This is a genomic window from Paraburkholderia adhaesiva (genome assembly GCF_021390575.1).
GTDB lineage: Bacteria > Pseudomonadota > Gammaproteobacteria > Burkholderiales > Burkholderiaceae > Paraburkholderia > Paraburkholderia adhaesiva.
This window is the reverse complement of the sequence record NZ_JAJEJQ010000002.1, coordinates 253,665-279,656: the sequence shown is the minus strand read 5'-3', so window position 1 is coordinate 279,656 and position 25,992 is coordinate 253,665. Positions and strand designations below refer to the sequence as shown.

The following is a 25,992-nucleotide window of genomic DNA, read 5'->3' as shown; positions in this document are numbered from 1 at the left end:
AAAACCACTTCGCGCAGCACAGCGATTCGAAACATCGAACCGTCTGGTTTCGCGGAGACATCGTCTCGCCAATGCCTGCGCGTACCCCGACGAGTCCACCATCCGTCCCACGTATTCATGGCGACAGGAGGTGAGCGCCGGAGTGCGGCTTTCGAACACCGCCGTGCACGTTGGCTTGTTGCCGTAGTACCTCTCGGGGGAAAACCAGCAGGCCTAATCATGGAGAGACTCCGTGAAGCGCATGCCATTTCGTCGGATGCGAGCGGTCACGTATGCAACGCTCGCGCTGTTTAGCGTAGCGGGCCAGGCGCAGTCGCTGGAAGACCAGACGGCCCAGGACAACATCAGCACTCTGCGTCAGGAACTCAACCGGCGCGTCAAGGAACTCGAAGCACTCAAACACAAGCTCGCCGAAGAGGAAGCGAATTTCGCACGACTGAGCCGCGCACTCGATACCGGCAAGCTCGAGCAACAACGCGGCACGGGCGGAACGGACGCCAATGGTCTCCCCGTAGGCGCAGCGGCGACGAGCGGCGCAACCGCAACCACGGAAGGCGCGACGACCGACCAGGCCACGAGCGCGCAGTCCGCGGCACCCAGCCAGACCACCAATCCGCAGACCACCAACGCACAGTCCGCGACGCCCGGTCAGAACGTGCCGGTGCAGGGCACTGCGTCAGGCGGCGTCACGTCTGCGCCGGTGCAAACCGGGCAGGCTGGCTCCGCTCAGAATGGACCGGTGGGCCAGGCCCCCGTTGTCGATACCCGGCCTCCCGCGGTCGCGCCGATCTTCGATCAGCCAGGCGTGCTGACGCCGAAGCACACGTTTGTAATCGAACCATACTTCGAGTTCGCGTATTCGTCGGAGAACCAGCTCTCGCTGGTCGGCTACACGATCATCCCGGCGCTGTTGATCGGCCTCATCAACGTAAGCGAAGTCAAGACCACCACGCTGACGGGTGGCGTCGCGATGCGCTACGGGATCACGAACCGGATGGAGTTTGAAGTGCGCGTGCCGTATGTCTATCAGACCAACGATACGGTTGGACGCCAGATCTTCACGGGCGCTGCGGCCAACAGCGTGATCAGCAGCAACGGCAATGGCATCGGCGACGTCGAGATGACAATGCGCTACCAGTTCAATCAGGGTGGCCCGGACAAGTTCTATTACGTCGGCTGGCTGCGCTTGAAGACTGCAACCGGAAAGAGCCCGTTCGACGTCGTCACCGACTGCACGACAACCTGTATTTCGAACACAACCGGCACCGGCCTGCCATTGCAGCAACCGACCGGTTCCGGGTTCTGGGCGATCCAGCCGGGCCTGACCTGGCTGTTCCCGACTGACCCGGTGGTGTTCTTCGGCAACTTCAGCTATCTGCACAGCTTCGGCAAGGATGAAACGCTGACACTGAGAAACGGTGCGACCCAGTTCCTCGGCAACGTTCAACCTGGCGACATCTGGGGCTTCAATATCGGCATGGGCCTCGCGCTGAACGAGAAGGCCTCGGTCAGTATCGGCTACGACCAGAGCATCATATTGCCGACCTCGCAGAACGGCCAGACGGTGCCCGGATCCGTGCGCGTGGTACTCGGAACGCTATTGATCGGCTATTCGTACCGGCTGTCGCCCACGACGACGCTGAACTTCTCCATCGGCGCGGGCCTCACGCGCGATACGCCTGACGTGACGCTGACCCTGCGTATACCGATGTCACTCTGAAACGGCAGCACGCGCCCCGCCTCCACCATCGAATCGCAAACTGCAGTACGCCCCCCGACCGCTAACGGGGGCGCACTGCGTTCGCCAGCGCGTTGTTAATCGTCGAGCTGACATTGAGCAACTTGAACGTGCCCAGCGAGTTGACCGACGTGTTGATCGTCGTCAGCGCCTGGATCTGCTGGTTGCTGAGCGTGTTCTGGATCACGCCGCCAGTCAGTCCTGGCAACGCGCCAGATTGCACCGTGTTGCCATGCCCGACCTGCACGAGGCCGCTCGTGTTCGCCGATGCCAGGGCCTGCGCCTGCTGCGCCGTCATCGCGCTGATATCGGGAATGTTGAAGTTGGTCGACGCCACCATGTTGCCGTTGACGAACGCTACCTGCTGGATACCGAATGACACCTTCAATCCTGTCGGCAGGTCGAAGCCGCCGCGCATGGTGTCCAGTCGTTCGGACGTCAAGGCAATGGTTCCGGGAGGCGGCCAGTTGGGATCACTGCTGGCAGCATACGTGTCCGGTGCGTCCGCAGTTTGCGCAGGCATGGCGATCGGCGCCGCGGACAACACGGTCTCCTTGACGGGTAAAACATCAAGATCGAGCGGCGCAATTACGCTGAGCGGATCGGCGTTGTGCTCCGGTTCCGGCTGCGGCTGCAACGGCGGCGGCAGCGGCAGCGACTCGGCGGCAACGACGTCGTCGTCGCGCGATGCGGCGTCCTTCAGCGGCACGCTATCGTCCGCGGACATCGGAGCAGGCGCGGCGAGCGCATCGTCGGGCGTCATCACGCTGCCCACGGTTACGGCGGGCGTTTCCTGCTCGATCGCGCCCACACCGATTGATGTCACCCCGCCGAACACGAGGACAACCATGCCAGCGAGCTTTAGAGGTTGAGGTTTCATCATCGTCCTCAGAATTCACCTGGACCGAGCTTCGGCACCACGACGCTAAACAGGCCGCTGCGCGAAACGCCGGTATAGAGCGGCGCATCCGGCGCGATATGCCAGTCACGCTCATCGTTGAATCTGGCCAATTGAGGCTTGTTGTGAATGACGAACACCACACGGTCCTGCCACTTCTCCTCGAAAGCCTGCCGCGACATGGCCCGTGTTCCAGTCGCCGGATCGCCGATCAGCACGCGCCCATTGCGCAAGCCCCTGATGACCACGAAGTGGTGATAGCCATGCTCGACGATCAGGACGATCGCCGGGGTATGGGTTTGCTCGAGTTTGTCGAGCGGCACCTCGTAGCCATCGGCCTGAAAACCGAGCGACGCGAGAAAGTTGCGGATATCAAGGAGCGAAAATCCTTCGCGGCGGATCTTTGCCTGATCGCCGTTCTGGTACATGTTGACGAAGGCCTGCTGCTCGGTGACTGGATAGTCGTACTGATAAGTCAGCAGCGTCGCCACCGCCGCCGAGCCGCAACTGAAGTCGAATTGCTGTCTGATGGTCCGTTTGAACCGGGCCTCTTTCAGACTCGTCACGTGCAACGCGTAATACCCGCCGGACGGATCGGTGACATCGATGGGATCGGCCAGCGCCGCCGACGCGGCGAGGCCGCCCACTAGCGCAACGATGACAGCGAAGGACTTCATGACCTCAGTTCCCGAAGTGCACGTTGAGCACCGTCGCGTTCTGGATCAACACATTGGCGCCGGTATTCTGGATCACGGTTGGCAGTCCGCTGGCACCCGAGAACGAGCCGTCGGTAATCGTGTTGGAACCCGTCTGGACTCGCGACGCGACGTTGTTCGCCACGTCACCCGTCAAGAAATTCTGGCCGACCAAAGCATCGCCACCGCGCTGCTGGTCGAGCTGATCCGGCGACATTGCCACACCGAAAACGTTGTTTTCCGGTGGGGCTGCGGCCGTCGTATTGCTTGCGGGCGTCGCAGTGTCGCTATCGGGTGTCGCGGGTGTCGCGGGTGTCGTCACCCCGGCGAGCGTATCGGGCGCCTTGGGCGTGACCACGGACTCAGGCGCCGTGGACGTCGCTCCGGAATCCGTTGCAACGGTTTGCGCGGCACTCGCCTGCGGATCGTCGTCCGCATAAGCGCTCACACCGAGCAGTGCCGTCACGGTTGATGCTAACAGCAGCGAAATACTCCTTCGCGCTTGCATGGGCGTCTCCTTTGCCTTTGTGCGCCACGTTCCTGGATGGGCGCAAAAACGGCGTGTTCGGGACCTCGGTCGGGAAAGAGCGAACCGGTAAAACGGAACGGTTCACCAGACCTCGGCGCGGTAGCCGCGGGGCGTACTGGCGCACGCCCCGCGGAGGATCCCCCGGCATTCATGCACGACAAAAACGGCTCAGTGGCCCACGGTCAGGTTGGCCTGAACGGTGACCGTCTGTTGCGTGAGGGCTGCTGCTGCGCTGTTCTGGGTCATGATCGAAATGCCCGCTGCCGACTGTGCTGCCGCCGTCATCGTGTTGCTCATATCGAACGTACCAGCGTTGACCGTCGCGCTGCCGCCTGCTCCACCCGCACCACCTGCTCCGCCCGAGCCCGTGCCGCCGTCGCCGGCGCCACCCGTCGCACCTGCAACGCCTGCTGCACCGGCTCCACCTCCCCCTCCGGTTGCATTGCCGTTGCTCGCACTCGTCGACACTGAACCATTGCTACCGTTAGCGCCGGTGCCCATACCGCCTGCACCGCCGTTGCCAGCAGTGGCGGATGCCGTACCGCCATTACCGCCGGTGCCGCTGCCCGCCCCACCAGTGGCCGTGGTTGTGCCGGTCGTCGCCGTGCCGCCCGTGGCTGTGGCGGCGCCTGCCGTCCCAGCACCCGTGCCGCCCGCTGAACCAGTACCACCATTGCCGCCTGGCGACGTCGAGACCGTGGCAACGCCGGGGCCGGTGCCGGTAACGGTCGCTACACCACCGTCACCGCCACTCCCGCCGCTTCCGCCGCTTCCGCCACCACCTTTGTTGCTACCGCCGAGGCCGACCGCTAGACCACCCGCAGCCCCGCTGAGAGCAAGCGCGCCACCGCCCGTGCCATGACCGCTTCCGCCCTGCGTACCGCCTGCAGACGCGGAACCGCCAGCAGCGCCGGCGCCACCATTGCCGTTACCGGCCGTGGCGTTGCCGACCGAGGCATCGCCGGCAGTGGCATTGCCAACCGTGGCCGTACCGCCGTCGCCACCGCTGCCACTACTGCCAGGTTTGCCGCCTTTGCCGCCGATACCGATGCCACCGAAGCCCGTGCCGCCTGAGCCGCCGTTACCACCAGCGACGCTGCCTGTGTTGGAGGCAACGTTGCCAATGTGCGTGACACCGAGGTAGCTGACCGTGCCGTTCAGCTTGCTCGCAGCTACTGCCGTACTGCTGTTAAAGGAGTCCTGAGTGACACTTGCACCGCTGGCCACTTCGTTGGCATTGCTGCCTGACGTCGTGGACGTCTGGTTTCCGGTCGCGGAGACCATCGCGGTATTGGAACCGCCCGCCGCGGTCTGATCGCAGGAGTCCTTGTTACCGCTGCACGGGTTGGCCATTGCATAACTGCTGAAGCCTAATGCCAGCGCTGCAGCTGCCGCCATCAGAGTTCGTTGCATAAGAGCCTCCCGATGGCTAGTGGCCAACAGTCAGATTCGCCTGCACCGTAACAGCCTGTTGCACGAGCGAAGCTGCGCCGCTGTTCTGGCTCATCACCACGATGCCCGCTGCCGATTGCGCAGCGCCCGTCATGGTGTTGGACATGTTGAACGTGCCGGCATCGACTGTGACGGTACCGCCTGCTCCACCTGCTCCGCCCGCTGCGCCATTGCCCACGCCACCCGTGCCCGTGCCACCCATGCCGCCAGCACCACCACCTGCGCCGCCAGCACCGCCGCCTGCCGTTGCCGCGCCGTTCGAGGCCGTGGTAGTCGCTGAACCATTGGTTGCGCTTCCGCCCGTACCCGTGCCGCCGTTTCCGCCGACACCAGCCGTAGACGTCGCCGCCGCGCCATTGCCGCCGGTACCCGTACCTGCACCGCCCGTACCGGTAGCCGCGCCAGTAGTCGCCGCGCCGCCCGTGCCGCTTCCAGCACCGCCCGTACCGCCACCGCCAGCGCCAGCTCCACCTGCAGCGCCCGCGCCACCACCACTCGACGTGACCGTTGCTACCGTGCCGCCACTCGCGTTGCCGCCGGCTCCGCCGCTTCCGCCAGAACCACCGCTGCCGCCGGCACCGCCGTTGGTCCCGCCAGCGCCTGCAGCAAGGCCGCCCAGCGCTGCGCTACCGCCTGCGGCTGACCCGCCACCACCGGTACCACTGCCGCCCTGCGTGCCGCCTGCGTGCGCGGAACCGCCCTTACCGCCATTGCCAGCGTTGCCGTTGCCGGCCGTAGCATCGCCGATCGTCGCGTCGCCAGCCGACGCGTTGCCAATCGACGCGCTGCCGCCTGAACCACCGGAACCGCCTGCGCCGCCCTTACCGCCGTTACCACCTAGGCCAATGCCGCCAAAGCCCGTACCGCCACGACCGCCACGACCGCCAGCCACGCTACCGGAGTTGGAAGCGTAATTGCCGATGCCCGAAACGCCGACGTTGGAGACGGTGCCATCGAGCCGGCTTAGCGCCACAACCTTGGTGCTGTTGCCGCTGTCTTGCCAGACGTTACCCGCAACTTCATTGGCGTTACTACCGGTGCCCGCCGACTGGGTCGCAGTTGCCGAGCTTGTCAGCGTGTTCGAGCCACCAGCCGCGTCCTGAGTGCATGAATCGCTACTGCCACTGCATGGATTTGCCATCGCGTATCCGCTGAAACCCAGGGCCAGGGCAGCAGCGGTCGCCAGTATTGTCATTCGCATGGGATCCTCCTATTGATGAAGGGGGCGGCTTGGCCGGACTGCGCCAATCCGGGCGACTCCACGCATAGGCGATGCCATGCACTTAAGTGATTGAATTTACAGAGAAAAACAGCGTCAACCACGGGTTGACCAGGCAACCTGGTGCCCGGACTGCTGTTTATGTTTCAGAAGTGAAACATGTAAATCAGGGCCGCGCCGGCAAGCACGCGACGTAAATCAGGAAAATCCTTTAAATTCAATTAATTATATTTTTCATCTGACGTTAAAATCACCAGCCAAAAAACGTTTCTCTTTTTACATGATCCACATCAGTAATTACATCAAGGTTTAATATCATTAATGTATATATTCATCTGCACGCCCTTGGTGCATCGGGGAAAGCGGCTAAAGAACCTTATAAACAGGACCTCTCAACCAAAAACACCGCTTATCGAAAAACGTATCTTTTACGACCTCACCCGTCCGGCATCGCGTCTTTATTTTAACTGGCGGCGCACGTAAATAAACATCAAACCCAAGACATTTCCATACGATTCAATTTAACACAAACGTCACGGCGGGTGCCAAAGAGCTACGTGCTCTGGCACACAATAATTGCAAATATAATCACCTGCAACGTTTAATAACCATTATCTGGATTAATCTTATAATCCGAATTATCGGATTTCATGCGCTGCGCACCGGGTCCGCCGCCAGTTCTGCCTGCCAGCGCCCGACCATGGCACAGGTCCAGTCAGGATCGTCATGCGGTAGATCATGCCCTGCCGAGGCGTGCTGAACGTGGCGTGCGCGCCATGCGGTGGCAAGGCTCGCCGAGCATGCCGGGTTCACGAGCCGGTCCTGCTGCGAAGACAGCAGCAGCAACGGGCAGGCGGGCGGGCTCGACGAAGCTCGAAATCGCGCCGCCGCGATGAGCTGGCGGACCGCATTCTCCCGGCTGACCGGCGCGTTTTCGCGAATCGCGACCCACTCCGCGAGGTCGGCATCGAACGCGTCGCGGCTGTTGCAGGTGATGCGGTGAATCATGGTCTCCGCGGCACGCGCGTCGCGCCAGCACATAGCGAGTCGAATGACGTCGGGCCATCGCTGCGGACGCAGCCGCTCCCATGCGTGACTGAAGGGTCGCATGCTCGTATTGATCAAAACGAGCCGTTCCACCTCGTCCGCATGAGCCTGAGCCCAGGCCGTCGCCACCATCCCTCCGAGCGACATGGCGAGAACGCGATACGGCGGCGTCGCACCGTGCTGCAAAGCGGCACGCCTGACGAACGTCACCATGTCCTCCACCGAGAGCGGAGCGGGCAACGCGGCGCTTGCCCCATTGCCCGGCAGGTCGAGCATCAGCACGCGCACGGCAGGCGACGCTTCGCGAAGCAGGACCGGCAGCCGGCCCCAGTGCCGGGTTTCCCGCGTGAGGCCTCGCAGCAGAATCCACGTGCTCATACGTCCGACTTGCGATACCAATGTTCGATCGCGCGGTGCAGCAACTGCTGCCGCGACCGCCCTTGCGGCAGCCAATGCGACGAGGAATACGCGGCGCGCGTGAGAAACTCGAACAGATTCGCGTGACGCCGCAGCACACGCGCCGTGCGATGCTGCAGCAACGGATTGAACATGCCCTGACGCAAGAAGATCTGACGCGGATTCTTCTTGATCCAGAGCCACGAGCCCAGTTCGAGCGTGAGCGGCAAGAACGCGTTCTGCGCGGGTGCGCGATCGTAGGCGAAGTCCCAGAGATCGCCGTGCAGCAGATATTGATGGCTCTGCGGCTCGAAGGTATAGCCGTGATGCGGATGCGCGTGCTCGAACATCGTCTTGAGCACGTACATCTCGGGAAGATGACGCATGAGCTGATGCGTGCGGGCATACGGAAACCAGATGCTGTCGCCCCAGCCGTAGCCCGAGTGGCAGTCGAGCGCGAAACTGAGCGGCCGCTGCGTCAGTTCCTCTTCGACGATCCTCAGCAAGGCCGCCGCCTCGATCTCCATCGGCTCGCCGCGATGTCCGCGATACCACGGCAGCCAGGAACCCAGACGCTGACCGCCCGCGAGAAACGGGACGTGACCGTCGGCGTCCTGCGGCGCGTTGCGCATCAGGTCGATGCCGTTCGGGTTCGCGCGCGTGGCAAGCCACATGCCGCCGGGATTGACGATTGGGCAGCAATAAATCCTTATAGAATCAAGGAGTTGATGCAAAATATCGTCCCACGACAACCGCGAAATCAGTGACCGCATGTAGTCCAGCACGAGGCGGGAGCCGATACGCTCCAGTCCATGGATGCCGCCGAAGAATGCCACCGCCGGAGCCTGCGGATCCGGCGAGCCGACCGATGTCATGTAAAGGTCGAATCTGCGCCCTCGCACCTCAACAGTCGCCAGACTGCGCGTGTCGAACCACGGCGCCCCCTCCTCCAGCAGCGCTTTCAGGTCTTCGTATTCCTCGAAGCTATCAGGTAGAAAGCTAAGAGCCTGCATGGAACGTTGGTCGGTCAATGGAAGGGCCGCGTTCACGGTGACAGTGGGCCACGCTTCCCGCCAATATAATCGCTCCACATGACTGCCGTACATCGGGAGTGTTGGCCGGTGCGTCGAGACCAACAAATGCGATCACAACAGCCATCGGTATATCGGATCGAGCTACATTTTTTGTGCATTGCAAAGCATTCGGCGCTATACCATTCCTGTAGCATCAGCGCCCGACGTTGTTTTAAACGGTAAAACAGGTGGCGCATATGCGCCTTTTTTAAGGCTCGTAGGTATGGCGAATTACTCACCGAGTAGGGTCAGGGGAGTACGGGGCATGACCGGATATCAAACTAATAAAATTGGTTGCTATAGTGCCAAAGCTCTAATGAGGCGAGGCTTATATGGCACCGGCAAAGAAACGTGTGGAGGATACGTGGGAGCTGGAGGACGAAGAAGGCCCGCGTATCAAGATCAGCATTACAGTTCCACCCGAAGTACTGGATCGCATCGATGCATATCGTAAGCGGCACGGCGGCCTGAACCGGTCGGCCCTGTTCTCGCTTGCGGTAGACTGGTTCATGGACGAACATCCGCTAAAGCACTAGCCTCGCGCAGTTGCATTACCAGTCAGCGCCTGACGCCGGAGAAGCGTCAGGCGTGAAAAAGATCCCGCCCCGCCATTAGCATCGATCTATGCACACGCGCACGGCGTCACGCCCGAATCCGTCCTGATCCAGAGCGGGCGCGTTTTCATGGATACCTTTCCGCTTCGCCAGCGGCCCCCGCTGGATAACCGTCAGTAGCCAGCCAACGAATAGGCAACGAAAGGAGTACCGGCTGACGCGCGCCTGGCTGATCGATCCGTTCACCTGATTAATCGCCACAGTAGCCAGATTTTGTCATTTGTCAGGGTTTGAGGTGTTTATGCGCACCACATGGTTTCTTTGACGTTTCCTGAAACTTCCTTGATTGCCGCATCGGCGAAACCCATGAAACACTCAATAAATTGGTCTAGGTGTGTTTGGGGATTGCGCGGCAGGTACGACAGAATCCATCTTCAGGATTCCGATAGGCCGTATGCGACGGGAGTATTGCGCCACCGGAGTGACCTGCATCGGTGGGCCCGCGCTGGAATTCGCAACGCTGCGCACCGGTACGCACAAGATCTTCTGAACGGTCCTTATCGTTTTTATTTCCCTGCATGGAGTCTGCGATGTCGTGGTTCAAGCAGTCCCGCATTCTGGAGTTATCGGGCGCAGCGCTGCCCACCTGGCGTGAGATGCCGCTCTTTACGGTGTCGCGGCTCTCGGGCAAGGAAAAGCTCGGCCACCTGTACGACTACACGGTCGAGGTGGCAACGCTTGAAGACATGATGCTCGGCGTGCGCGAAGCGCAGTCACTGGTGGATGTGGACCAGCTTGTGGGCAAGGAAGTGACCGTAAGCATCGCCATCGAGGGGCGCGGCGATGGCTTTATCGGCCCGGCCAACGTTGGTGCGGACACCCGCAAGATCACCGGCCTGATCGTCTCGGCGCGCTGCGTCGGCGCCGATGACCGGCGTGCATTTTACCAGTTCCGCATCCGCCCATGGCTCTGGTTAGCGAGCCTGAAGATCGATTCACGCATCGACCAGGATAAGACGGTGATCCAGATCACCGATGCCATACTGGAAAAATATCCCTACCCGTATGAGAAGCGCCTGAACGGTCCAGGCTTCAGGCGCGGCTATCCGGCGCGCGATTATCAGCGTCAGGCATGGGAATCCGATTACGCCTATCTGCGCAGACAATGGCAGGAGTGGGGCATTTCGTTTTTTTACGAGGACAGCACGCTGGTGCTGGTGGATTCGGTCGGTGGCTACAAAAAGCATGGCCCCGCCTATGCGACGCTGCGCTATCTCGCGCCCGAGGGGCAGCGCATCGACGAGGAACACGTCTCGCAGTTCGAGGTCGCCCGCACGCTCACGACCGGCAAGGTGAGCGTCACCGACTACGACTACACGCGCTCGCGCGCGGATCTGGCCGCGAAAGACCAGGATTTCCAGAAGCGCGCATTCGACAACTATGAGGAATACGCGTGGGGCGACTACTCGCAGCCGCTCGCGGGGGCGATGGGTATCGAAGGTGAGCCCAACGATGCGTGGTTCGAAGGCGAGCATCTGGCGTGTGTGCGGCTCGAAGCGCACCGCGCGAAGAGCCTGCGCGGCAAGGGACGCGGCAACCTGCGCGGTCTCATGACCGGGCACATCTTCAGCCTTGAGGGCTACCCGCAGAAGCTGGGTAATGCCGGGTATCTGGTCGTCTCCACGCACATTGATATCCGCAACAACGACACCTCGACCCAGGCACCGGGAGCGGCGGCGCACTATAGCTGCGAGACGCGCTTTACGGTGCAGCCGGCCAACTCCCCGTTCAGGACGCCACAGAAGGCGAAGAAGCCCCGCCTGCACAGCGAGATCGCCGTGATCACGGGCTACGACAACTCGCCCGTGTGGACAGATTCTTACGGCCGCGCACGCCTTCAATTCGTCTGGGACCGGCAGGGGCAGATGGACCAGAATTCGAGCTGTTGGATACGGGCGGTGTCCCCCTGGCAGGGGGAGAACTACGGCGCGATCTTCATTCCGCGACCGGGCCAGGAGGTCGTGGTGGGCTACTACCACGGGGACCCGGACAAGCCGTACATCGCGGGGCGGCACGTGAACCAGTTCAACGAGCCGCCGTGGGTGCTGCCGCACAACGATGCGCTCTCGGGCTGGCGCAGTCAGGCGCTCGAAGGCCGGGGTTCGAATTCCGTCGTGACCGATGACACGCCGGGCAAGCTGCAGGTGCAGGTGTCGAGCGACCAGGCGCAGTCGCGTCTGGTGCTCGGCAGCAACACAAACATCGATGGCAACCAGGGGCGCGCGCAGGCGCGTGGTGAGGGCTTTGAGCTGGCCACCGAAGCACATGGTGTGGCGCGTGCGAACCGCGGCATGCTGATCACCACCGAGACGCGCGCGGGAGCGAGCGCACCAGTGAAGGACATGGGTGAGACGGTGCAGCGCCTCACGCAGGCACGCCAGCAGCACGAGGACCTGGGCGCGCTCGCACTGAAGCACCAGGCACAGACCACCGCCGCGGGCCAGCAGCCCGTGGCACAGACGGTCAAGACCCAGAACGACGCCATCAGGGGCGGCGCGGCAAGCACCGACAACCCCTCGCCCGAAATAACGCGGCCCGATCTTGTTCTGGCGAGCGCCGCAGGCATTGCGACGACCGCCACCGACAGCACGCACCAGGCAAGCGTGAACGATCACGCGGTGACGGCGGGCCGTGACTACAGCAACTCGGCGGGGCGCCACTATCACCTGTCGGCGCGCGGTGCGGTGTCGCTCTTCGCCTACCAGGACGGCATGAAGTTCCATGCCGCGCAGGGCAAGGTCCAGATCCAGGCGCAGAGCGATGCAATGGCGCTCGCCGCCCTCAAGGATCTCACCATCACAAGCACCAATGGCAAGGTCGTCATCACCGCGGCCAAGGAAGTGTGGATTGGCGCGGGCGGCTCGTATATCCAGATCAACGGCAGCGGCATTACCAACGGCTCACCGGGGCCAATCCTGGAGAAGGGCGCGTCGTGGGATGTGCCGGGTGCATCGTCCCAACGCATTCCCCTGCCGGTCATGCCCGTTACGCCCATTCTGCAGAATCCGCAGGAGTTGTACTCACAGACCTTCGACGTCAGTAGCGTTGCAGAAAACCAGGGGGACGGTTTGACACTCGCGGATCAACCGTACCGGATTTATCTGCCGGACGGCACGCTCAAGCAGCAGGGCATGCTGAGTGATGGAGCCACGATTACGGTCAATACGCCGGAGTCCGTCGAGGTCAGATGCGAAGTCGGAGCCGGTGATTGGGGGGTAGTCGAAGATGCCCATGATCATCAGGAGTCCGACGACGATTCCGGAACGGCCTGATGGCAGATCTTTTTAAAGTCACTTGCGAAAGGTAACAAATGGCACATCCGCATCATCGCCCGGCGGCTCCCAAGACTCCGCCGTCTCCCTTTGTGGAGGCAACATTCGTTTTCCGGGACACCCTGAAAAAGCCTATCGCAGGGTTGGCAGTACAGATCAAGGCGGGTGCAGGCGCACCCGATGCCCCCGCTTGGAAAACCGCTCCGGACATTGGTGACTTGCCAGCATCGGCTCCTGGTACTACATCGGCTGCCGAGCCGATGGTCAGCAACCAGACGCAGGCAACGACTAATGCGGATGGCTACGCCGTAACGATCCAGAATGCCGCACGGGGCCAGCCGATAGACGTGCTGGTGCAGAACCGGCATGGACAATACGTCTGGAAGGCGACCGTCAAACCAACGAAGGATATTGCCGCTTTTACGATTGTCAGCCCTGAATATCACCTGGAGGCGACAACCAAACTGACGCCGACCGAGGCGTTTCAGCAGGACCTCAACCTGCCGGTGGTGCAGGATGGCGAAGTCATGACCATTGAACGCTTGGTGAACGACTTTGGACCATACATCGGATGGACGCAGAAAGTGACCGAGCAAGGCGAGATCAGAAAAGATTTCCCAGAGCGAAAGAAAAATGTAACCGAAGACGCAAAAACCCATAAGAAAAAAACGAAAATCACGATAGAGCATCATTACCGGATCATTGATACCGGTAAGCCTAAAACGGTAGCGTTGAATGTCCTTGGATCGAGGTTGAATTATCCTAGGCCGGAGACGTTTTCTGAGGATCAATACAAATATATGGCCACCCAACTCGGCGTTGAAATTGCTGCAATCAAGGCGATTGTTCAGCAGGAATCGCAAGGCCATCCATTTATGGAAAACGGGTTGCCTACAATTCTATATGAAAGAACGTATTTTTATCGTTTGGCGGTATTAAAGCTTCGAGCGACCAAAAAAACTGGTGCAGAGAAAAATCCTTATCCAGCGTATCCGGATTTATGCTTTAAAACACATGCGGATGGTGAATATGGCGGGGATGGGCTTCACCAATACGAAAAACTTGCGAGAGCAGCAAAACTGGATCTTGATCTAGCAATACAGTCGTGCTCATGGGGGGGATTCCAGATAATGGGGGATAACTACGATAAATGCGGATGCAATTCCTCAATCGAATTTGCTGATCGGTTCTTATCAGGAACCGACGGGCAGATGAATATTTTTATTCTCTTCATGAAAAATGTAAAGCCGCAGGCTGTTGAAGGCCTTAAGAAGCATGAATGGGAGAAAGTTGCCACATATTACAACGGCGGCGGTTGGAAAAAGAAGAACCCCCACTATGCAACTAATTTGGCGAAATATTATGTGGAATTTAAATAAATTTATAATTGTCATTTTGCTTTCGCTGTCCGCGGGAGCGAATGCGCAAACTGCATTGATTTTTGACTCCCCGAATCTTATTGCATTTCAGAGTCGCAGTGGGGTATATGGATACTATAGGGCCGAGGCGGAAAATTTCTCATGCTATTTTTTATTTTACAAGTCAGAGTTGGAATCTGACTTTAAAGGCGGCGAGAAATCATCGTTTAATATAAATACATTCATTCTTGGCGATAAATCGCTTGCTTTTTCAGAAAGAGATTCGTCGTTTGATGTGGCCGGTCATATTTATGTTGATCTGGATGAATGGATTATAAATACCCAACAAGAGCCGCCCGGCTGCGGTACCGCAGCCGGAGGTTTTACTCGACCAGCTCACGACATCTATGCAGCAAAATATAACGTTATTAAAAGAATCCCTGCAATAGGAATTCGAGTTGTTAAAGGTCCGTCTCATTTTTACAGCGAAAGGAATGGGGTTTTTGTAAAAAGGAGCGGGCATCTTGTAAAATCGGATTCGGTATTGGTTTTGCAAAAAAGAGGTATGTATTCGTACATTCTCTTTCCTGATGTAAATTTCACTGGCCCAAGTTCAACCGCGGGGCCTTTTGCGAGTGGCTGGATTCATACATCGGACCTCGTTGACCCGTTCCCTCTCGCGAAGAAACAATGATCGACCTCATTAGACTCGGCGACACCACCGACCACGGTGGCGAAGTCATCTCCGCTTCCGAAACCATGAAGTACGGCGGGAGGCGCGTTGCTCGCAAGGGCGACAAGATCAGGTGTCTGAAGCATCCTGATGTGAACCCGAACGTCATCACCGAAGGCGATCCGAAGATTACCGATCACGGTGTGCCCTGCGCGCGCCATGGGCATCACGGCACCTGTGGGTGCAGCTTGGTTTCGAGCATCAGGTAAATGAGCAGGAAGGTCACGCTTGAAGAAGTCCTGCAGATCGCGCTTGCGCGCGGCGGGCAGTGCCTCGCAACGGAATATGTTCGTGGCACTGAACCGCTGGAGTGGCAATGTGCTGAGCGCCATCGGTGGCACGCGACACCCAACGCCGTCAAAACGCGGACCTGGTGCCCAGTCTGCGCCCTGGCGAGAAAGCGCGATAACCTGGCTACCATGCAGCGGGTAGCGGCGGAGCGCGGCGGGCAATGTCTTTCCGATGTGTACGTTGACGGTGCTACGCCGTTGGAGTGGCAGTGTGACCGGGGCCACCGATGGAAGGCGAAGGCGACCCTGGTCAAGCGTGGCAGTTGGTGCCCGGAATGCGCGCGGCTCGCGCGCCTCGGCCATACCATCGGGGAAATGCACGAGCTGGCCCGAACGCGGGGCGGGCAGTGCCTGTCGGATACCTACGTGAATGGTCAGGCTGCGCTGCAATGGCGATGTGCAAACGGACATGAATGGTCGGCTTCAGCCACACGCATCCTGCAGGGCAGTTGGTGCAGGCAGTGTTATTTCGACAGCATGCGCGGCACCCTGGCCGACATGCAGGCGTTGGCGGCATCGCGTGGGGGGCGCTGCCTTTCCGGGCGCTATGTGAATGCGTGGACACATCTGCTCTGGCAGTGTTCGCGGGGCCATGAGTGGAAAGCCGTGCCGTACTCGATACGGGTAAGCTGGTGTCCGCAATGTGCGATCCTGGACCGGATCACGGCTTCGAACAGGTCGAAGCGAAAGCAGTATGTGACGACGGGCAAGCTGGTTGGCCTGTAGGGGTGACCGGCTGCTGCGCGTCACCCCCTCAGTCTGTGGTCGTCCGGCGCCGGTTCGAAAGTTGTATGAAAAGACTCTGCCGCGCGTGGCCATGAAACAGGGGACAGCACATCTGTAAACCACAATATAGCCCCTTAACGGCGCCGTGCGCGTGACACATTCGCGGCGTCACGCGACTGTCACAACCCGGCTCTAAAAGCACTCTAAAACATATAGTCGTCTAGACGTCGCGACACCTTCACTCAACCGTCACACTCCCTTTCTAGAATGTCCCCGACACAACGGCTTACGCCTGACTCCGGTCGCGGATTGAAATGGACGCCATACGCATCGAACGCCTGTCGAAGACCTTTTCGAGCGGCCGCAAGGCACTCTACGAAATCAACCTGCGCGTCGGCGTCGGCGAGATGGTTGCGCTGATCGGCGCATCGGGCTCGGGCAAGTCGACGCTCCTGCGCCACATCGCGGGCTTCACCGCTTCGGACCCGCAACCTTCGCAGATCGAAATTCTCGGCCGCCCCATCCAGCAAAACGGGCGCATCGTGCGCGAGGTGCGCAGCATCCGTCGCGACGTCGGCTTCGTGTTCCAGCAGTTCAATCTCGTGCACCGGTTGACGGTCGAGACAAATGTGCTGATCGGCGCGCTCGCGCGCCTGCCGCTGTGGCGCCGTCTGCTCAAACGCTTTCCGCAAAGCGAACGCGAACTATCGCGGCAAGCGCTTGCGGAAGTGGGTATCGGCGACAAGGTGCACGAACGCGCCGCGAATCTATCGGGCGGCCAGCAGCAACGCGCGGCGCTTGCGCGTGCGCTCGTTCAGCATGCGCGCCTCATTCTCGCCGACGAACCGATCGCCTCACTGGACCCCGAATCGTCGCGTCGCGTGATGGACATGTTGACCATGCTGAACCGCAATCACCAGCTGACTGTGGTCGTGTCGCTGCATCAGGTCGATATCGCCATGCAGTACTGCGCGCGCACGATCGCGCTCCGCGACGGCCGCGTCGTCTACGACGGCCCGAGCGCGGCGCTCACACCCGCGCTCCTTCAACAGCTTTACGGCAGCGCCGCGCGTGAACTGCTCGACCCCGCGGCCCCGACTACTGCACACCACTTCGGCACGCAACCGAAAGTGGCCTGAACAATTTCTCCCCCTGAAAACGGACCGTAACCCATGAAACTGCTTCGCTCCCTGCTCGCCGTGAGCGCCGCGTGCCTCGCGTTTGCCGGAACCGCTGCACACGCCGAAGACCTGAGCTTCGGCATCATCTCCACGGATTCGTCCGCGGTGCTCAAACAGCGCTGGCAACCGTTCATCGACGACCTGAATCGCCAGACCGGCCTGCACGTCGAGGCATTCTTCGCGACCGATTACTCGGGCATCATCGAAGGCATGCGCTTCAACAAGGTGCAGATCGGCTATTTCGGGAATGCATCGGCGATGCAAGCCGTTGATCGTTCGGATGGCGAAGTATTTGCGAAGGTGCTGTATACAAACGGCGACACGGGCTACAAGTCGATTCTGATCACCAACGTCAACAGCCGTTTCAAGACGCTCGACGATGTGTTCAAAAACACGAAAGACGTGACGCTCGGCTGGGGCGATCCGAACTCGACCTCGGGCACGCTGGTCCCGGGCTACTACCTGTTCGCGCAGCACAACGTGCCGGTCAACTCGACGTCGTTCAAGACGGTGCTGCCGTCGAGCCACGAAGCGAACCTTCTCGCCGTGGTGAACAACAAGGTCGATATCGCCACCAACAACACGATCGAACTCGCCACGCTGGAGAAGAAGAACCCCGCTGGCTTCAAGCAGGTGCGCGTGCTGTGGACTTCGCCGCTCATCGCGTCGGACCCGCTCGTCTTCCGCAAGGATCTGCCTGAAGCGACGAAGCAGAAGCTGCGCGACTTCTTCTATCACTACGCCAAGACCGATCCGCGTGAGAAGAAGATCATGGCTGATATCACGGGCTACGCTGGCTTCGCGCCGTCGACGGATGCGCAGCTGGATCCGGTCCGCCAGATCGCGCTGTTCCAGCAAAAGCAGAAGATCGCCGCCGACACGAGTCTCTCCGAGGGCGACCGCAAGAGCCAGATCGCGGCCATCGACGCGAAGATCAGCGCGCTCACCGCAACGTCGAAGCAATGAACATGACGGACCTCGACGCCGCACGCGTCGTGCAGGACGGCGCCGCCCCTGGCGGCGCCGGTGCACAGTCGACGGCCCCGGCGCGCCCGGCGCCGGCTGATGCACGCGCGCCGCGCGTCGTGGCGGTCCAGCCTCCGAAGCGCAGCTGGTCCTCGCTGGTGGGCTGGGCCATCTTGTTCATTCTGCTCGGCGCCGCGTGGCGCGGCGCGGACATGCGTCCGCTCGACCTGTTCACCGATTCCGGGAACATGGCCCAGTTCGCAAGCGATTTCTTTCCGCCGAAATTCACGGAGTGGCGTACCTACGTCCACGAAATGTGGGTGACGCTCGCAGTCGCGCTGTGGGGCACAGTGCTCTCGATCGTCTGTTCGGTGCCGTGCGGGCTGCTGTCCGCGAGCAATCTCACGCCCGCGTGGATCCGCCATCCCGTGCGCCGCGCAATGGACGCGTGCCGCGCCATCAACGAGATGGTGTTCGCGATGCTGTTCATCGTCGCGGTGGGGCTCGGCCCATTCGCGGGCGTGCTCGCGCTGTGGGTCCACACGACGGGCGTGCTGGCCAAGCTCTTCGCCGAAGCCGTCGAAGCCATCGACCCGCGTCCCGCCGAAGGCGTGCGCGCGACAGGCGCGACACCACTCGATGAAATCATCTACGGTGTGCTGCCGCAGGTGATGCCACTGTGGATCTCGTATGCGCTTTACCGCTTCGAGTCGAACGTGCGTTCCGCCATGGTGGTGGGCATGGTCGGCGCGGGTGGCATCGGGGTCGTGCTGTACGAGGAAATCCGTTCGTTCGACTACGGGCAGACCTGCGCCGTGCTGATCATGGTGATCGCCGTGGTCACGCTGATCGATCTCATCTCCGCCTGGCTGCGCGAGCGCGTTATCTGAACGTGTTCACGATGCCTGTCGCGAAGCCAGGCTGGCGGCGCGCGTCGCATGTTGAAAAAGCTGGAATAATCGCGTCCTAACCCAACACAACAAAGACGCGTAACGCGCCCGCCTTCCCTGATGGCCACCTTCGTCGTTCTGCTGGTCCTGCTCTCGGCACTTCTGCACGCGAGCTGGAACGCCTTTCTCCATCTGTCCGGCGACCGCCTCTGGCTGCTCGGCATGATGTCGATTCCGTACATCGTCGTCGGCGCGATCGGCGTGGTGGTGCTGCCCGCGCCATTGCCCGCGAGCTGGCCGTATATCGCCGCATCGGTGGTGCTGGAGTTCGCCTACTGCATCACGCTGATCCGCGCCTATCGCAGCGGCGACTTCGGGCAAATCTATCCGATCGCACGCGGGCTTTCGCCGATGCTCGTTTTCATCGGCGCGCTCGTGTTCGCGCACGAGGCGCTCAAGCCGCTCGCGGCAACCGGTGTGGCGCTCGTCTCGGTCGGCATCATGTCGCTCGCGTTCCGGCGCGGCATGCGTTTCTCCGGCGAAAGCGTGCCCTATGCGCTGCTCACGGGCTTTTTCATCGCCTCGTATTCGGTCGTCGATGGCCTTGGCGCGCGGCTCGCGGGCAATAGCCTCAGCTACATCATGTGGGTCTATCTGCTCTGGAACATCCCGCAGTTCGTCATGGTCTGGCAACTGCGCGGCGGCAGGCAGCAGCTTTTCGCGTCGAAGGCCGCGGTCGCGAAAGGCATGCTGGCCGGCCTCATCGCGCTTACCGCGTACTGCCTCGTGATCGAAGCGTTCCGCTATCTGCCGCTCGCGACGGTTTCAGCACTGCGCGAACTCAGCTCGATCTTTGCCGTGCTGATCGGCTGGCTCTTCATGAAGGAAAAGCTCACGGCGCGCCGCGTGATCGCGTGCGCGCTCGTGACGGGCGGTGCCGTGCTGATCCGGCTGTGAACGCGTCGCGCCGTGTTTCGCTTCAGGCAATCGCCGGGAGCGTCACGTCGATTGCTTCGGCGAGCGTATTGAACGCGGGTGCGATTTCCTCGTCGGGCACGCACGCATAGCCGATCAGCAAGCCTGACGCCGCGCGCGAACGCTCGGCGTAATAGCCCGACAACGGCCGCACGACGATATTGCGCGCGAGCGCGGCTTCCGCCACGGCACGGTCATCGCAGCTCTCGGGCAACTGCATCACGACGTGCAGGCCCGCGTCGCCGCCCATCGCGGGCAGCGCGTCGCCGTAGCGGTTCGCGGCGGCATGCAGCAGCGCCTCGCGACGCTGCCCGTACAGCCCGCGCATCTTGCGGATATGCGACGTGAAATGCCCTTCGGCGATGAATTCCGCGAGCACGGCCTGCTGGAGCAGTTGCCCTTCGCGATACAACTCGGCACTTGCCATCGCGAAGCTCTCGGCGAGCGGCTCGGGCGCGACCAGATAGCCCACGCGCAACCCCGGAAACAGCGTCTTGCCGAAGCTCCCCACGTAGATCACCTGGCCCGCGTCATCGAGGCCCTGCAACGACGCGAGCGGACGGCTGCCGTAGCGGAACTCGCTGTCGTAATCGTCTTCAATGATCCAGCACTGATGCTGGCGCGCGTATTCGAGCAACATGCGGCGCCGCGCGAGGCTCATCACCATACCGAGCGGATATTGATGCGAGGGCGTGACGAGAATCAGCTTGGGTGGCGCGGCGAAGTCATCGGCTGAGGGATTGATGCCTTCACTGTCCACGGCAATCGGACGCGACTTCAGACCCGATACGTGCAGCACGCTGCGCAGGCCCCAGTAGCACGGGTCCTCGGTCCAGATGACGTCGCCGGAATCCGTGAGCAGGCGCACGGCCAGGTCGACCGACTGGTGGATGCCGGTCGTGATGACGATCTGCTCCGGCGAGCAGCGCACCGAACGCGACGTGCGCAGGTAATCGGCGAGCACGTGACGCAGCAGCGCGAGGCCGCCGCCCGGCGCGTAAGTGAGCAGGTCCGGGCGCAGGCTGCGCCAGTATTTGTTGTGCAGCCGCGTCCACACGCGCGACGGGAAGCGGGAAACGTCGGGCACGCCGGGCATGAACGCCCCGCCCTGGCGCTTCGAGACGCCCGCGCCCGCGATCAGCCGCGCGCCGCGTGAAGAGAGCGCCCGCGCGGCTTCGCGCGACGAATACGTGCCGGCCGTGGGCGCCACTGGGCTGCTCAAGGGCGCCGCGGCAGGGGCCAGGCTCGCGGCGACACCGCGCGCCAGTGGCATTTGATCCGTCCCCATGTAGCCGGACTCGTTCGCCCCCACGATCTCGTCCGGCGACGAATCCGCGACGAACGTCCCGCGCCCAGTCGCCGAACTCACGTACCCTTCGAGCACCAGTTGCTCGTAGACCTGCGTGACGGTATTGCGCGCAATCCCCAGCTCGGCCGCCAGCAGCCGCGACGACGGCACGCGCGTCCCCGGAGGCAATTCGCGCGACAGGATCGCCTGTTGCAGCAGCCGGTGCAGTTGCCGGTAGACCGGCTGACCGCTCCCGCGCTCGAGCCGCTGGGCCAGCCAGTCGGACAAGACGCTCGCTCGCATCGAAATTGGCTCCTATGAATTTCATCAAATGGCTCTGAAATTTAGAGCCAAAGGTGAGTATAGTCGCTCCATCGGCCGCCAGGCGGCCTGAGACCACCGATACACACATACTCAGAATCGAATGTGAAGGAGATGAACCGTGAAGAACGCTGAACTGGTAAGCCGCAAGGACGCCGCCACCCCGCGCGGTGTTGGCGTGATGTGCAACTTCTACGCAGCGCGCGCCGAAAACGCGGAACTGTGGGACGTCGAAGGCCGCCGCTTCATCGACTTCGCGGCCGGTATCGCCGTGTGCAACACGGGCCACCGCCATCCGAAGATCATCGCCGCCATCCGCGAGCAGCTCGACCACTTCACGCACACCTGCTACCAGGTCGTGCCGTACGAGTCGTACGTTTCGCTCGCCGAGAAGATCGTGAAGCGCTCGCCGGGCAACTTCGCGAAGAAGGCCACCTTCTTCACGACCGGCGCTGAAGCCGTTGAAAACGCCGTGAAGATCGCGCGCGCCGCAACGGGCCGTCCGGGCGTGATCGCGTTCGCAGGCGGCTTCCACGGCCGCACGCTGATGGGCATGGCGCTCACTGGCAAGGTCGCCCCGTACAAGCTCGGCTTCGGTCCGTTCCCGTCGGACGTCTACCACGCACCGTATCCGAACGCACTCCACGGCGTCACGACCGCCGACGCACTGAAGGCCATCGAAACGCTGTTCAAGGCCGACGTCGATCCGAAGCGTGTCGCCGCAATCATCTTCGAACCGGTCCAAGGCGAAGGCGGTTTCTGCCCGGCACCGACCGATTTCGTGCAAGGCCTGCGCAAGATCTGCGACACGCATGGCATCCTGCTGATCGCCGACGAAGTCCAGACCGGCTTCGCACGTACCGGCAAGCTGTTCGCGATGGAACACCATGGCGTCGCGCCGGATCTGATGACGATCGCCAAGAGCCTCGCCGGCGGCATGCCGCTGTCGGGCGTGGTCGGCCGCGCCGAACTCATGGACGCAGCAGCGCCGGGCGGCCTCGGCGGCACCTACGCGGGTAACCCGCTGGCCGTCGCGGCAGCGCACGCGGTGCTCGACGTCATCGACGAAGAGAAGCTCTGCGAGCGCGCCACGAAGCTCGGCGACAAGCTCAAGGCGAAGCTCAACGCGATGAAGGCGGAAGTCCCGCAGATCGCCGACGTGCGTGGCCCGGGCGCGATGATCGCCGTCGAACTCTGCAAGGCTGGCACGACCGAGCCGGACGCCGACTTCACGAAGCGCGTGCAGACGGCGGCGCTCGAGCGCGGTCTGATTCTGCTCGTCTGCGGCGTGTACTCGAACGTCGTGCGCTTCCTGTTCCCGCTGACCACGCCGGACAACGTGTTCGACGAAGCGCTCGCGATCGTCGAAGAATCGCTGAAGGAAGCGGTCGGCGTCGCTGCCTGATCGAGCGAAAGCGCGTAACCTTACGCGCTCGGGACGGCACACCGGCGCACGCCGCTGTGCCGTCCGCCGTTTAGAGGTTCGCGCATCGAAGGCACGAAACTAATATCCGTTCGCATCACTGATCAATTGAATCGAAGCTTGTCCGGAGTTCATCCATGAACCTGAAAGACGCATCGCTGCTGCAAAACAAGGCGTTCCTCGCCGGAGAATGGCAAGGCGCCGACGATGGTGCCACGCTCGACGTGACGAACCCCGCCACGGGCGCGCTGCTCGGCACGGTGCCGCGCATGGGCGCGGCGGAAACGCGACGCGCGATCGCCGCCGCGAACGCCGCCTGGCCGGCCTGGCGTGCGAAGACCGCCAAAGAGCGCGGCGCGATCCTGCGCAAGTGGCACGACCTGATGATGGAAAACGCCGACGACCTCGCGCTGATCCTCACCACCGAACAAGGCAAGCCGCTCGCCGAAGCGAAAGGCGAAATCGGCTACGCCGCCTCGTTCCTCGAATGGTTCGCGGAAGAAGGCAAGCGCATCTACGGCGACACGATCCCGACGGTCGCGAACGACCGCCGCCTCGTCGTCACGAAGGAGCCGGTCGGCGTCTGCGCGGCGATCACGCCGTGGAATTTCCCGGCCGCGATGATCACCCGCAAGGTCGGCCCGGCGCTGGCCGCAGGCTGCCCGATCGTCGTGAAGCCGGCTGAAGCCACGCCGTTCTCCGCGCTCGCCATGGCCGTGCTCGCGCAGCGTGCGGGCGTGCCGGCTGGCATCTTCAGCGTCATCACCGGCGACCCGAAGGCGATCGGCGGCGAACTGACGAGCAACGCGACCGTGCGCAAGCTGTCGTTCACGGGCTCGACGCCGGTGGGCCGTCTGCTGATGGGTCAGTGCGCGCCGACCGTCAAGAAGGTTTCGCTCGAACTGGGCGGTAACGCACCGTTTATCGTGTTCGAGGACGCCGACATCGACGCAGCCGTTGCGGGCGCCGTCGCCTCGAAGTATCGCAACAGCGGCCAGACCTGCGTCTGCACGAACCGCTTCTATGTGCACGACAAGGTGTACGACACGTTCGCGGCCAAACTGCGCGAAGCCGTCGAGAAGCTGAAGGTCGGCCTCGGCACCGAAGCGGGCGTGACGCAGGGTCCGCTCATCAACGAAGCAGCCGTGCTGAAGGTGGAATCGCACATCGAAGACGCGCTTGCGAAGGGCGCGCAGGTCATCACGGGCGGCAAACGCCATGCGCTTGGCCACGGCTTCTTCGAACCGACGATCCTCACGGGCGTGACGCCCGCGATGAAGGTCGCGCGCGATGAGACGTTCGGCCCGCTCGCGCCGCTGTTCCGCTTCTCGTCGGATGAAGAAGTGATCAAGATGGCGAACGATACCGAGTTCGGTCTTGCGGCTTACTTCTATAGCCGCGACATCGGCCGCGTATGGCGCGTCGCCGAGGCGCTCGAATACGGCATGGTGGGCATCAACACCGGCCTGATCTCGAACGAAGTCGCGCCGTTCGGCGGCGTGAAGCAGTCGGGCCTCGGCCGCGAAGGCTCGCATTACGGCGTGGACGATTACGTCGTCGTCAAGTACATGTGTATGGGCGGGCTGTAAAGCAAAGCGGGCGCCCTCGGGGCGCCCTGTGCAAAACGCCGGTGCGTAGCGGTTTTATCGCTGCGCACCGGCGTTTTTATTTGGAGGCACGTTTATCGCGCGGCATGGTGTAGAGGCACCTGATCACGCCGCGCATGTTGCGGCTTCGATCCTGGGCGCAACAGCGGTCGTTGGCCGCAAAAAGGTTCTTCGCAGATTTCCGGGGAAGGGCTCTGTTCGACCCTTCTCGGTCGCACAACTGCTTTTCGCGAACGACTCTTTTTTGACTTAGACCTGTCGCTCGCCGGAAGCGATGGCAATGACGCTGAAAACGAATGAGCGCTCACTCAACTTCCAACACAACTTGGATATGGTGGCCGCTCTCCAGCTACGATTGGACATAGCTTCAAAGGCATGAGGCTTTTTATCCGCCCGGCCCACAAGCTCACGTCGATGTCCTTCGGCGTCGGCGTTGCGTCAGCTCGTTGAGCCCACTGCAACGTATAGAAGTCCTTTTCTCCCTTGACCACAGCGATAACGGCTGTCTCGCTGTGTCCGGCACTAGTCGGCGTGTTACCGCAACCGACGACCATAATAAACGTGCCTTGCGCGTTCAATTGCCCCTCGTAGATTCCTTTTGCTGAAAACGATGTCGGGCACGCACGTTGGAACCCACTGGCGATGGCACTGGCGAACGCTTTAGGCGTGGCCTCGGGGTGCCTTGAGCTGACATTTTGTGCGCCCGTAAGTGTGACCATCTGTGTCCAGTTCGAAGCGCTCTCGCCGGACAAAACCCACTCATGGATGTAGCGATCTCCGTGCGCTTTTTCGAATACAGATACAAAGCTAACAGGTACGCGAAAATATACGATCTGATCGAAAACTGGCGCGACTGCGCCCACTAAACCTCCTGCGTTGTGCGCCGGAGAGGTTTCTGCTCGCGCGGACCAGCTTGCACAAAATGTAAGCGCGACGATTAAGCCCAAAGGCGTGACGAAAGATCGTAAAGGCCGCATTTTTTCCTCGTTGTGGTGGGACGGCAATCTGATCCGGTTGAGCAGGCGAACGATCGGCCTCAATGTGCCGCATGGTTGCGAAGGATGAACGTTCGCTTTCGCACGGATTTCGGTCGTTTGGCGCGAAACCACCACCGTCTCTACGTGGCCGACTACCGCCTGTCCGCAAGCGGTCTCCCCAGAAATCTGCGAAGAACCAAAAATAAGACTGATGCCAGTTGGACATACCGAACCAGTGCCCCTAACGCCAACCGGCGCACCAAAAAGAAAACGGCCGCACAGACACAAAGTCTGTGCGGCCGTTCAGGACAGCATCGCGGCAAC

22 protein-coding genes are annotated in these 25,992 nt (G+C 61.6%); 13 read left to right on the top strand and 9 right to left on the bottom strand.

Annotated elements, in window-relative coordinates; all coding sequences use genetic code 11:
* The first annotated feature begins 232 nt into the window (after positions 1-232).
* Positions 233-1,720 carry an acetate kinase gene (locus L0U80_RS16765; protein WP_233867007.1) on the top strand — a complete coding sequence of 496 codons (1,488 nt, stop codon included), beginning with the start codon at positions 233-235 and terminating at the stop codon, positions 1,718-1,720.
* Positions 1,721-1,781: 61 nt separating this feature from the next.
* On the opposite strand, the gene L0U80_RS16760 is transcribed toward L0U80_RS16765, so the two are convergent.
* The 7 genes from L0U80_RS16760 to L0U80_RS16730 form a co-directional block, all read right to left on the bottom strand.
* Entirely contained in the window at positions 1,782-2,621 is an 840-nt protein-coding gene (locus tag L0U80_RS16760; RefSeq protein WP_233867004.1) for a hypothetical protein, read from the bottom strand.
* 5 nt (positions 2,622-2,626) lie between these two features.
* Positions 2,627-3,313, bottom strand: coding sequence for a C39 family peptidase (locus tag L0U80_RS16755; RefSeq protein ID WP_233867001.1), 687 nt, complete (start codon positions 3,311-3,313; stop codon positions 2,627-2,629).
* Between the two features lie 4 nt (positions 3,314-3,317).
* A complete protein-coding gene (locus L0U80_RS16750) occupies positions 3,318-3,839 on the bottom strand; it encodes a hypothetical protein (RefSeq protein ID WP_233866998.1) in 522 nt (173 codons plus the stop codon).
* A 189-nt stretch (positions 3,840-4,028) separates the two neighbouring features.
* Positions 4,029-5,273 carry a hypothetical protein gene (locus L0U80_RS16745; RefSeq protein WP_233866995.1) on the bottom strand — a complete coding sequence of 415 codons (1,245 nt, stop codon included), beginning with the start codon at positions 5,271-5,273 and terminating at the stop codon, positions 4,029-4,031.
* 16 nt (positions 5,274-5,289) lie between these two features.
* Positions 5,290-6,513 carry a hypothetical protein gene (locus L0U80_RS16740; protein WP_233866992.1) on the bottom strand — a complete coding sequence of 408 codons (1,224 nt, stop codon included), beginning with the start codon at positions 6,511-6,513 and terminating at the stop codon, positions 5,290-5,292.
* Between the two features lie 666 nt (positions 6,514-7,179).
* A complete protein-coding gene (locus tag L0U80_RS16735) occupies positions 7,180-7,956 on the bottom strand; it encodes an alpha/beta fold hydrolase (RefSeq protein ID WP_233866989.1) in 777 nt (258 codons plus the stop codon).
* Positions 7,953-8,987, bottom strand: coding sequence for a M14 family zinc carboxypeptidase (locus L0U80_RS16730; protein WP_233866979.1), 1,035 nt, complete (start codon positions 8,985-8,987; stop codon positions 7,953-7,955). The genes L0U80_RS16735 and L0U80_RS16730 overlap by 4 nt, the downstream gene beginning before the upstream one ends.
* A 392-nt stretch (positions 8,988-9,379) precedes the next feature.
* Here L0U80_RS16730 and L0U80_RS16725 point away from each other — a divergent pair, with 392 nt between their 5' ends.
* The 10 genes from L0U80_RS16725 to L0U80_RS16680 all read left to right on the top strand — a co-directional run bounded on the left by L0U80_RS16725 (position 9,380) and on the right by L0U80_RS16680 (position 20,034).
* Positions 9,380-9,583 (top strand): ribbon-helix-helix domain-containing protein, encoded by a 204-nt coding sequence (locus L0U80_RS16725; RefSeq protein ID WP_233866977.1) that lies wholly within the window; start codon positions 9,380-9,382, stop codon positions 9,581-9,583.
* Positions 9,584-10,191: 608 nt separating this feature from the next.
* Entirely contained in the window at positions 10,192-12,933 is a 2,742-nt protein-coding gene (locus L0U80_RS16720) for a type VI secretion system Vgr family protein (RefSeq protein ID WP_233866975.1), read from the top strand.
* A 38-nt stretch (positions 12,934-12,971) separates the two neighbouring features.
* Positions 12,972-14,312, top strand: coding sequence for an N-acetylmuramidase family protein (locus L0U80_RS16715; RefSeq protein WP_233866962.1), 1,341 nt, complete (start codon positions 12,972-12,974; stop codon positions 14,310-14,312).
* Positions 14,296-14,985: a hypothetical protein gene (locus tag L0U80_RS16710; RefSeq protein WP_233866960.1), complete on the top strand. Its 690-nt coding sequence runs from the start codon at positions 14,296-14,298 to the stop codon at positions 14,983-14,985. The genes L0U80_RS16715 and L0U80_RS16710 overlap by 17 nt, the downstream gene beginning before the upstream one ends.
* Entirely contained in the window at positions 14,982-15,233 is a 252-nt protein-coding gene (locus L0U80_RS16705) for a PAAR domain-containing protein (RefSeq protein WP_233866958.1), read from the top strand. The genes L0U80_RS16710 and L0U80_RS16705 overlap by 4 nt, the downstream gene beginning before the upstream one ends.
* Positions 15,234-16,040 (top strand): hypothetical protein, encoded by an 807-nt coding sequence (locus L0U80_RS16700; protein WP_233866956.1) that lies wholly within the window; start codon positions 15,234-15,236, stop codon positions 16,038-16,040. It begins immediately after the preceding gene.
* A 314-nt stretch (positions 16,041-16,354) separates the two neighbouring features.
* Positions 16,355-17,179 carry a phosphonate ABC transporter ATP-binding protein gene (gene phnC, locus L0U80_RS16695; RefSeq protein ID WP_233866954.1) on the top strand — a complete coding sequence of 275 codons (825 nt, stop codon included), beginning with the start codon at positions 16,355-16,357 and terminating at the stop codon, positions 17,177-17,179.
* 33 nt (positions 17,180-17,212) lie between these two features.
* A complete protein-coding gene (gene phnD, locus L0U80_RS16690) occupies positions 17,213-18,187 on the top strand; it encodes a phosphonate ABC transporter substrate-binding protein (protein ID WP_233866953.1) in 975 nt (324 codons plus the stop codon).
* 2 nt (positions 18,188-18,189) lie between these two features.
* Positions 18,190-19,077, top strand: coding sequence for a phosphonate ABC transporter, permease protein PhnE (gene phnE / locus L0U80_RS16685; RefSeq protein ID WP_233866937.1), 888 nt, complete (start codon positions 18,190-18,192; stop codon positions 19,075-19,077).
* A gap of 120 nt (positions 19,078-19,197) precedes the next feature.
* The gene (locus L0U80_RS16680) at positions 19,198-20,034 is read left to right on the top strand and encodes an EamA family transporter (RefSeq protein WP_233866934.1); all 837 of its coding nucleotides are present in this window, start codon (positions 19,198-19,200) and stop codon (positions 20,032-20,034) included.
* 22 nt (positions 20,035-20,056) lie between these two features.
* Here the strand turns inward: L0U80_RS16680 and pdxR are convergent, their stop codons facing one another.
* Positions 20,057-21,643, bottom strand: coding sequence for a MocR-like pyridoxine biosynthesis transcription factor PdxR (pdxR, locus tag L0U80_RS16675; protein WP_233866931.1), 1,587 nt, complete (start codon positions 21,641-21,643; stop codon positions 20,057-20,059).
* 139 nt (positions 21,644-21,782) lie between these two features.
* Here pdxR and L0U80_RS16670 point away from each other — a divergent pair, with 139 nt between their 5' ends.
* Together L0U80_RS16670 and gabD are read left to right on the top strand one after the other, a co-directional pair.
* Positions 21,783-23,066, top strand: a complete 1,284-nt coding sequence (locus tag L0U80_RS16670; protein WP_233866928.1) for a 4-aminobutyrate--2-oxoglutarate transaminase — start codon at positions 21,783-21,785, stop codon at positions 23,064-23,066.
* A 155-nt stretch (positions 23,067-23,221) separates the two neighbouring features.
* Complete coding sequence (gene gabD, locus L0U80_RS16665) at positions 23,222-24,673, top strand: NADP-dependent succinate-semialdehyde dehydrogenase (protein ID WP_233866924.1); 1,452 nt, start codon at positions 23,222-23,224, stop codon at positions 24,671-24,673.
* 326 nt (positions 24,674-24,999) lie between these two features.
* Here the strand turns inward: gabD and L0U80_RS16660 are convergent, their stop codons facing one another.
* Complete coding sequence (locus L0U80_RS16660; RefSeq protein WP_233866921.1) at positions 25,000-25,554, bottom strand: hypothetical protein; 555 nt, start codon at positions 25,552-25,554, stop codon at positions 25,000-25,002.
* Between the last annotated feature and the right edge of the window lie 438 nt (positions 25,555-25,992).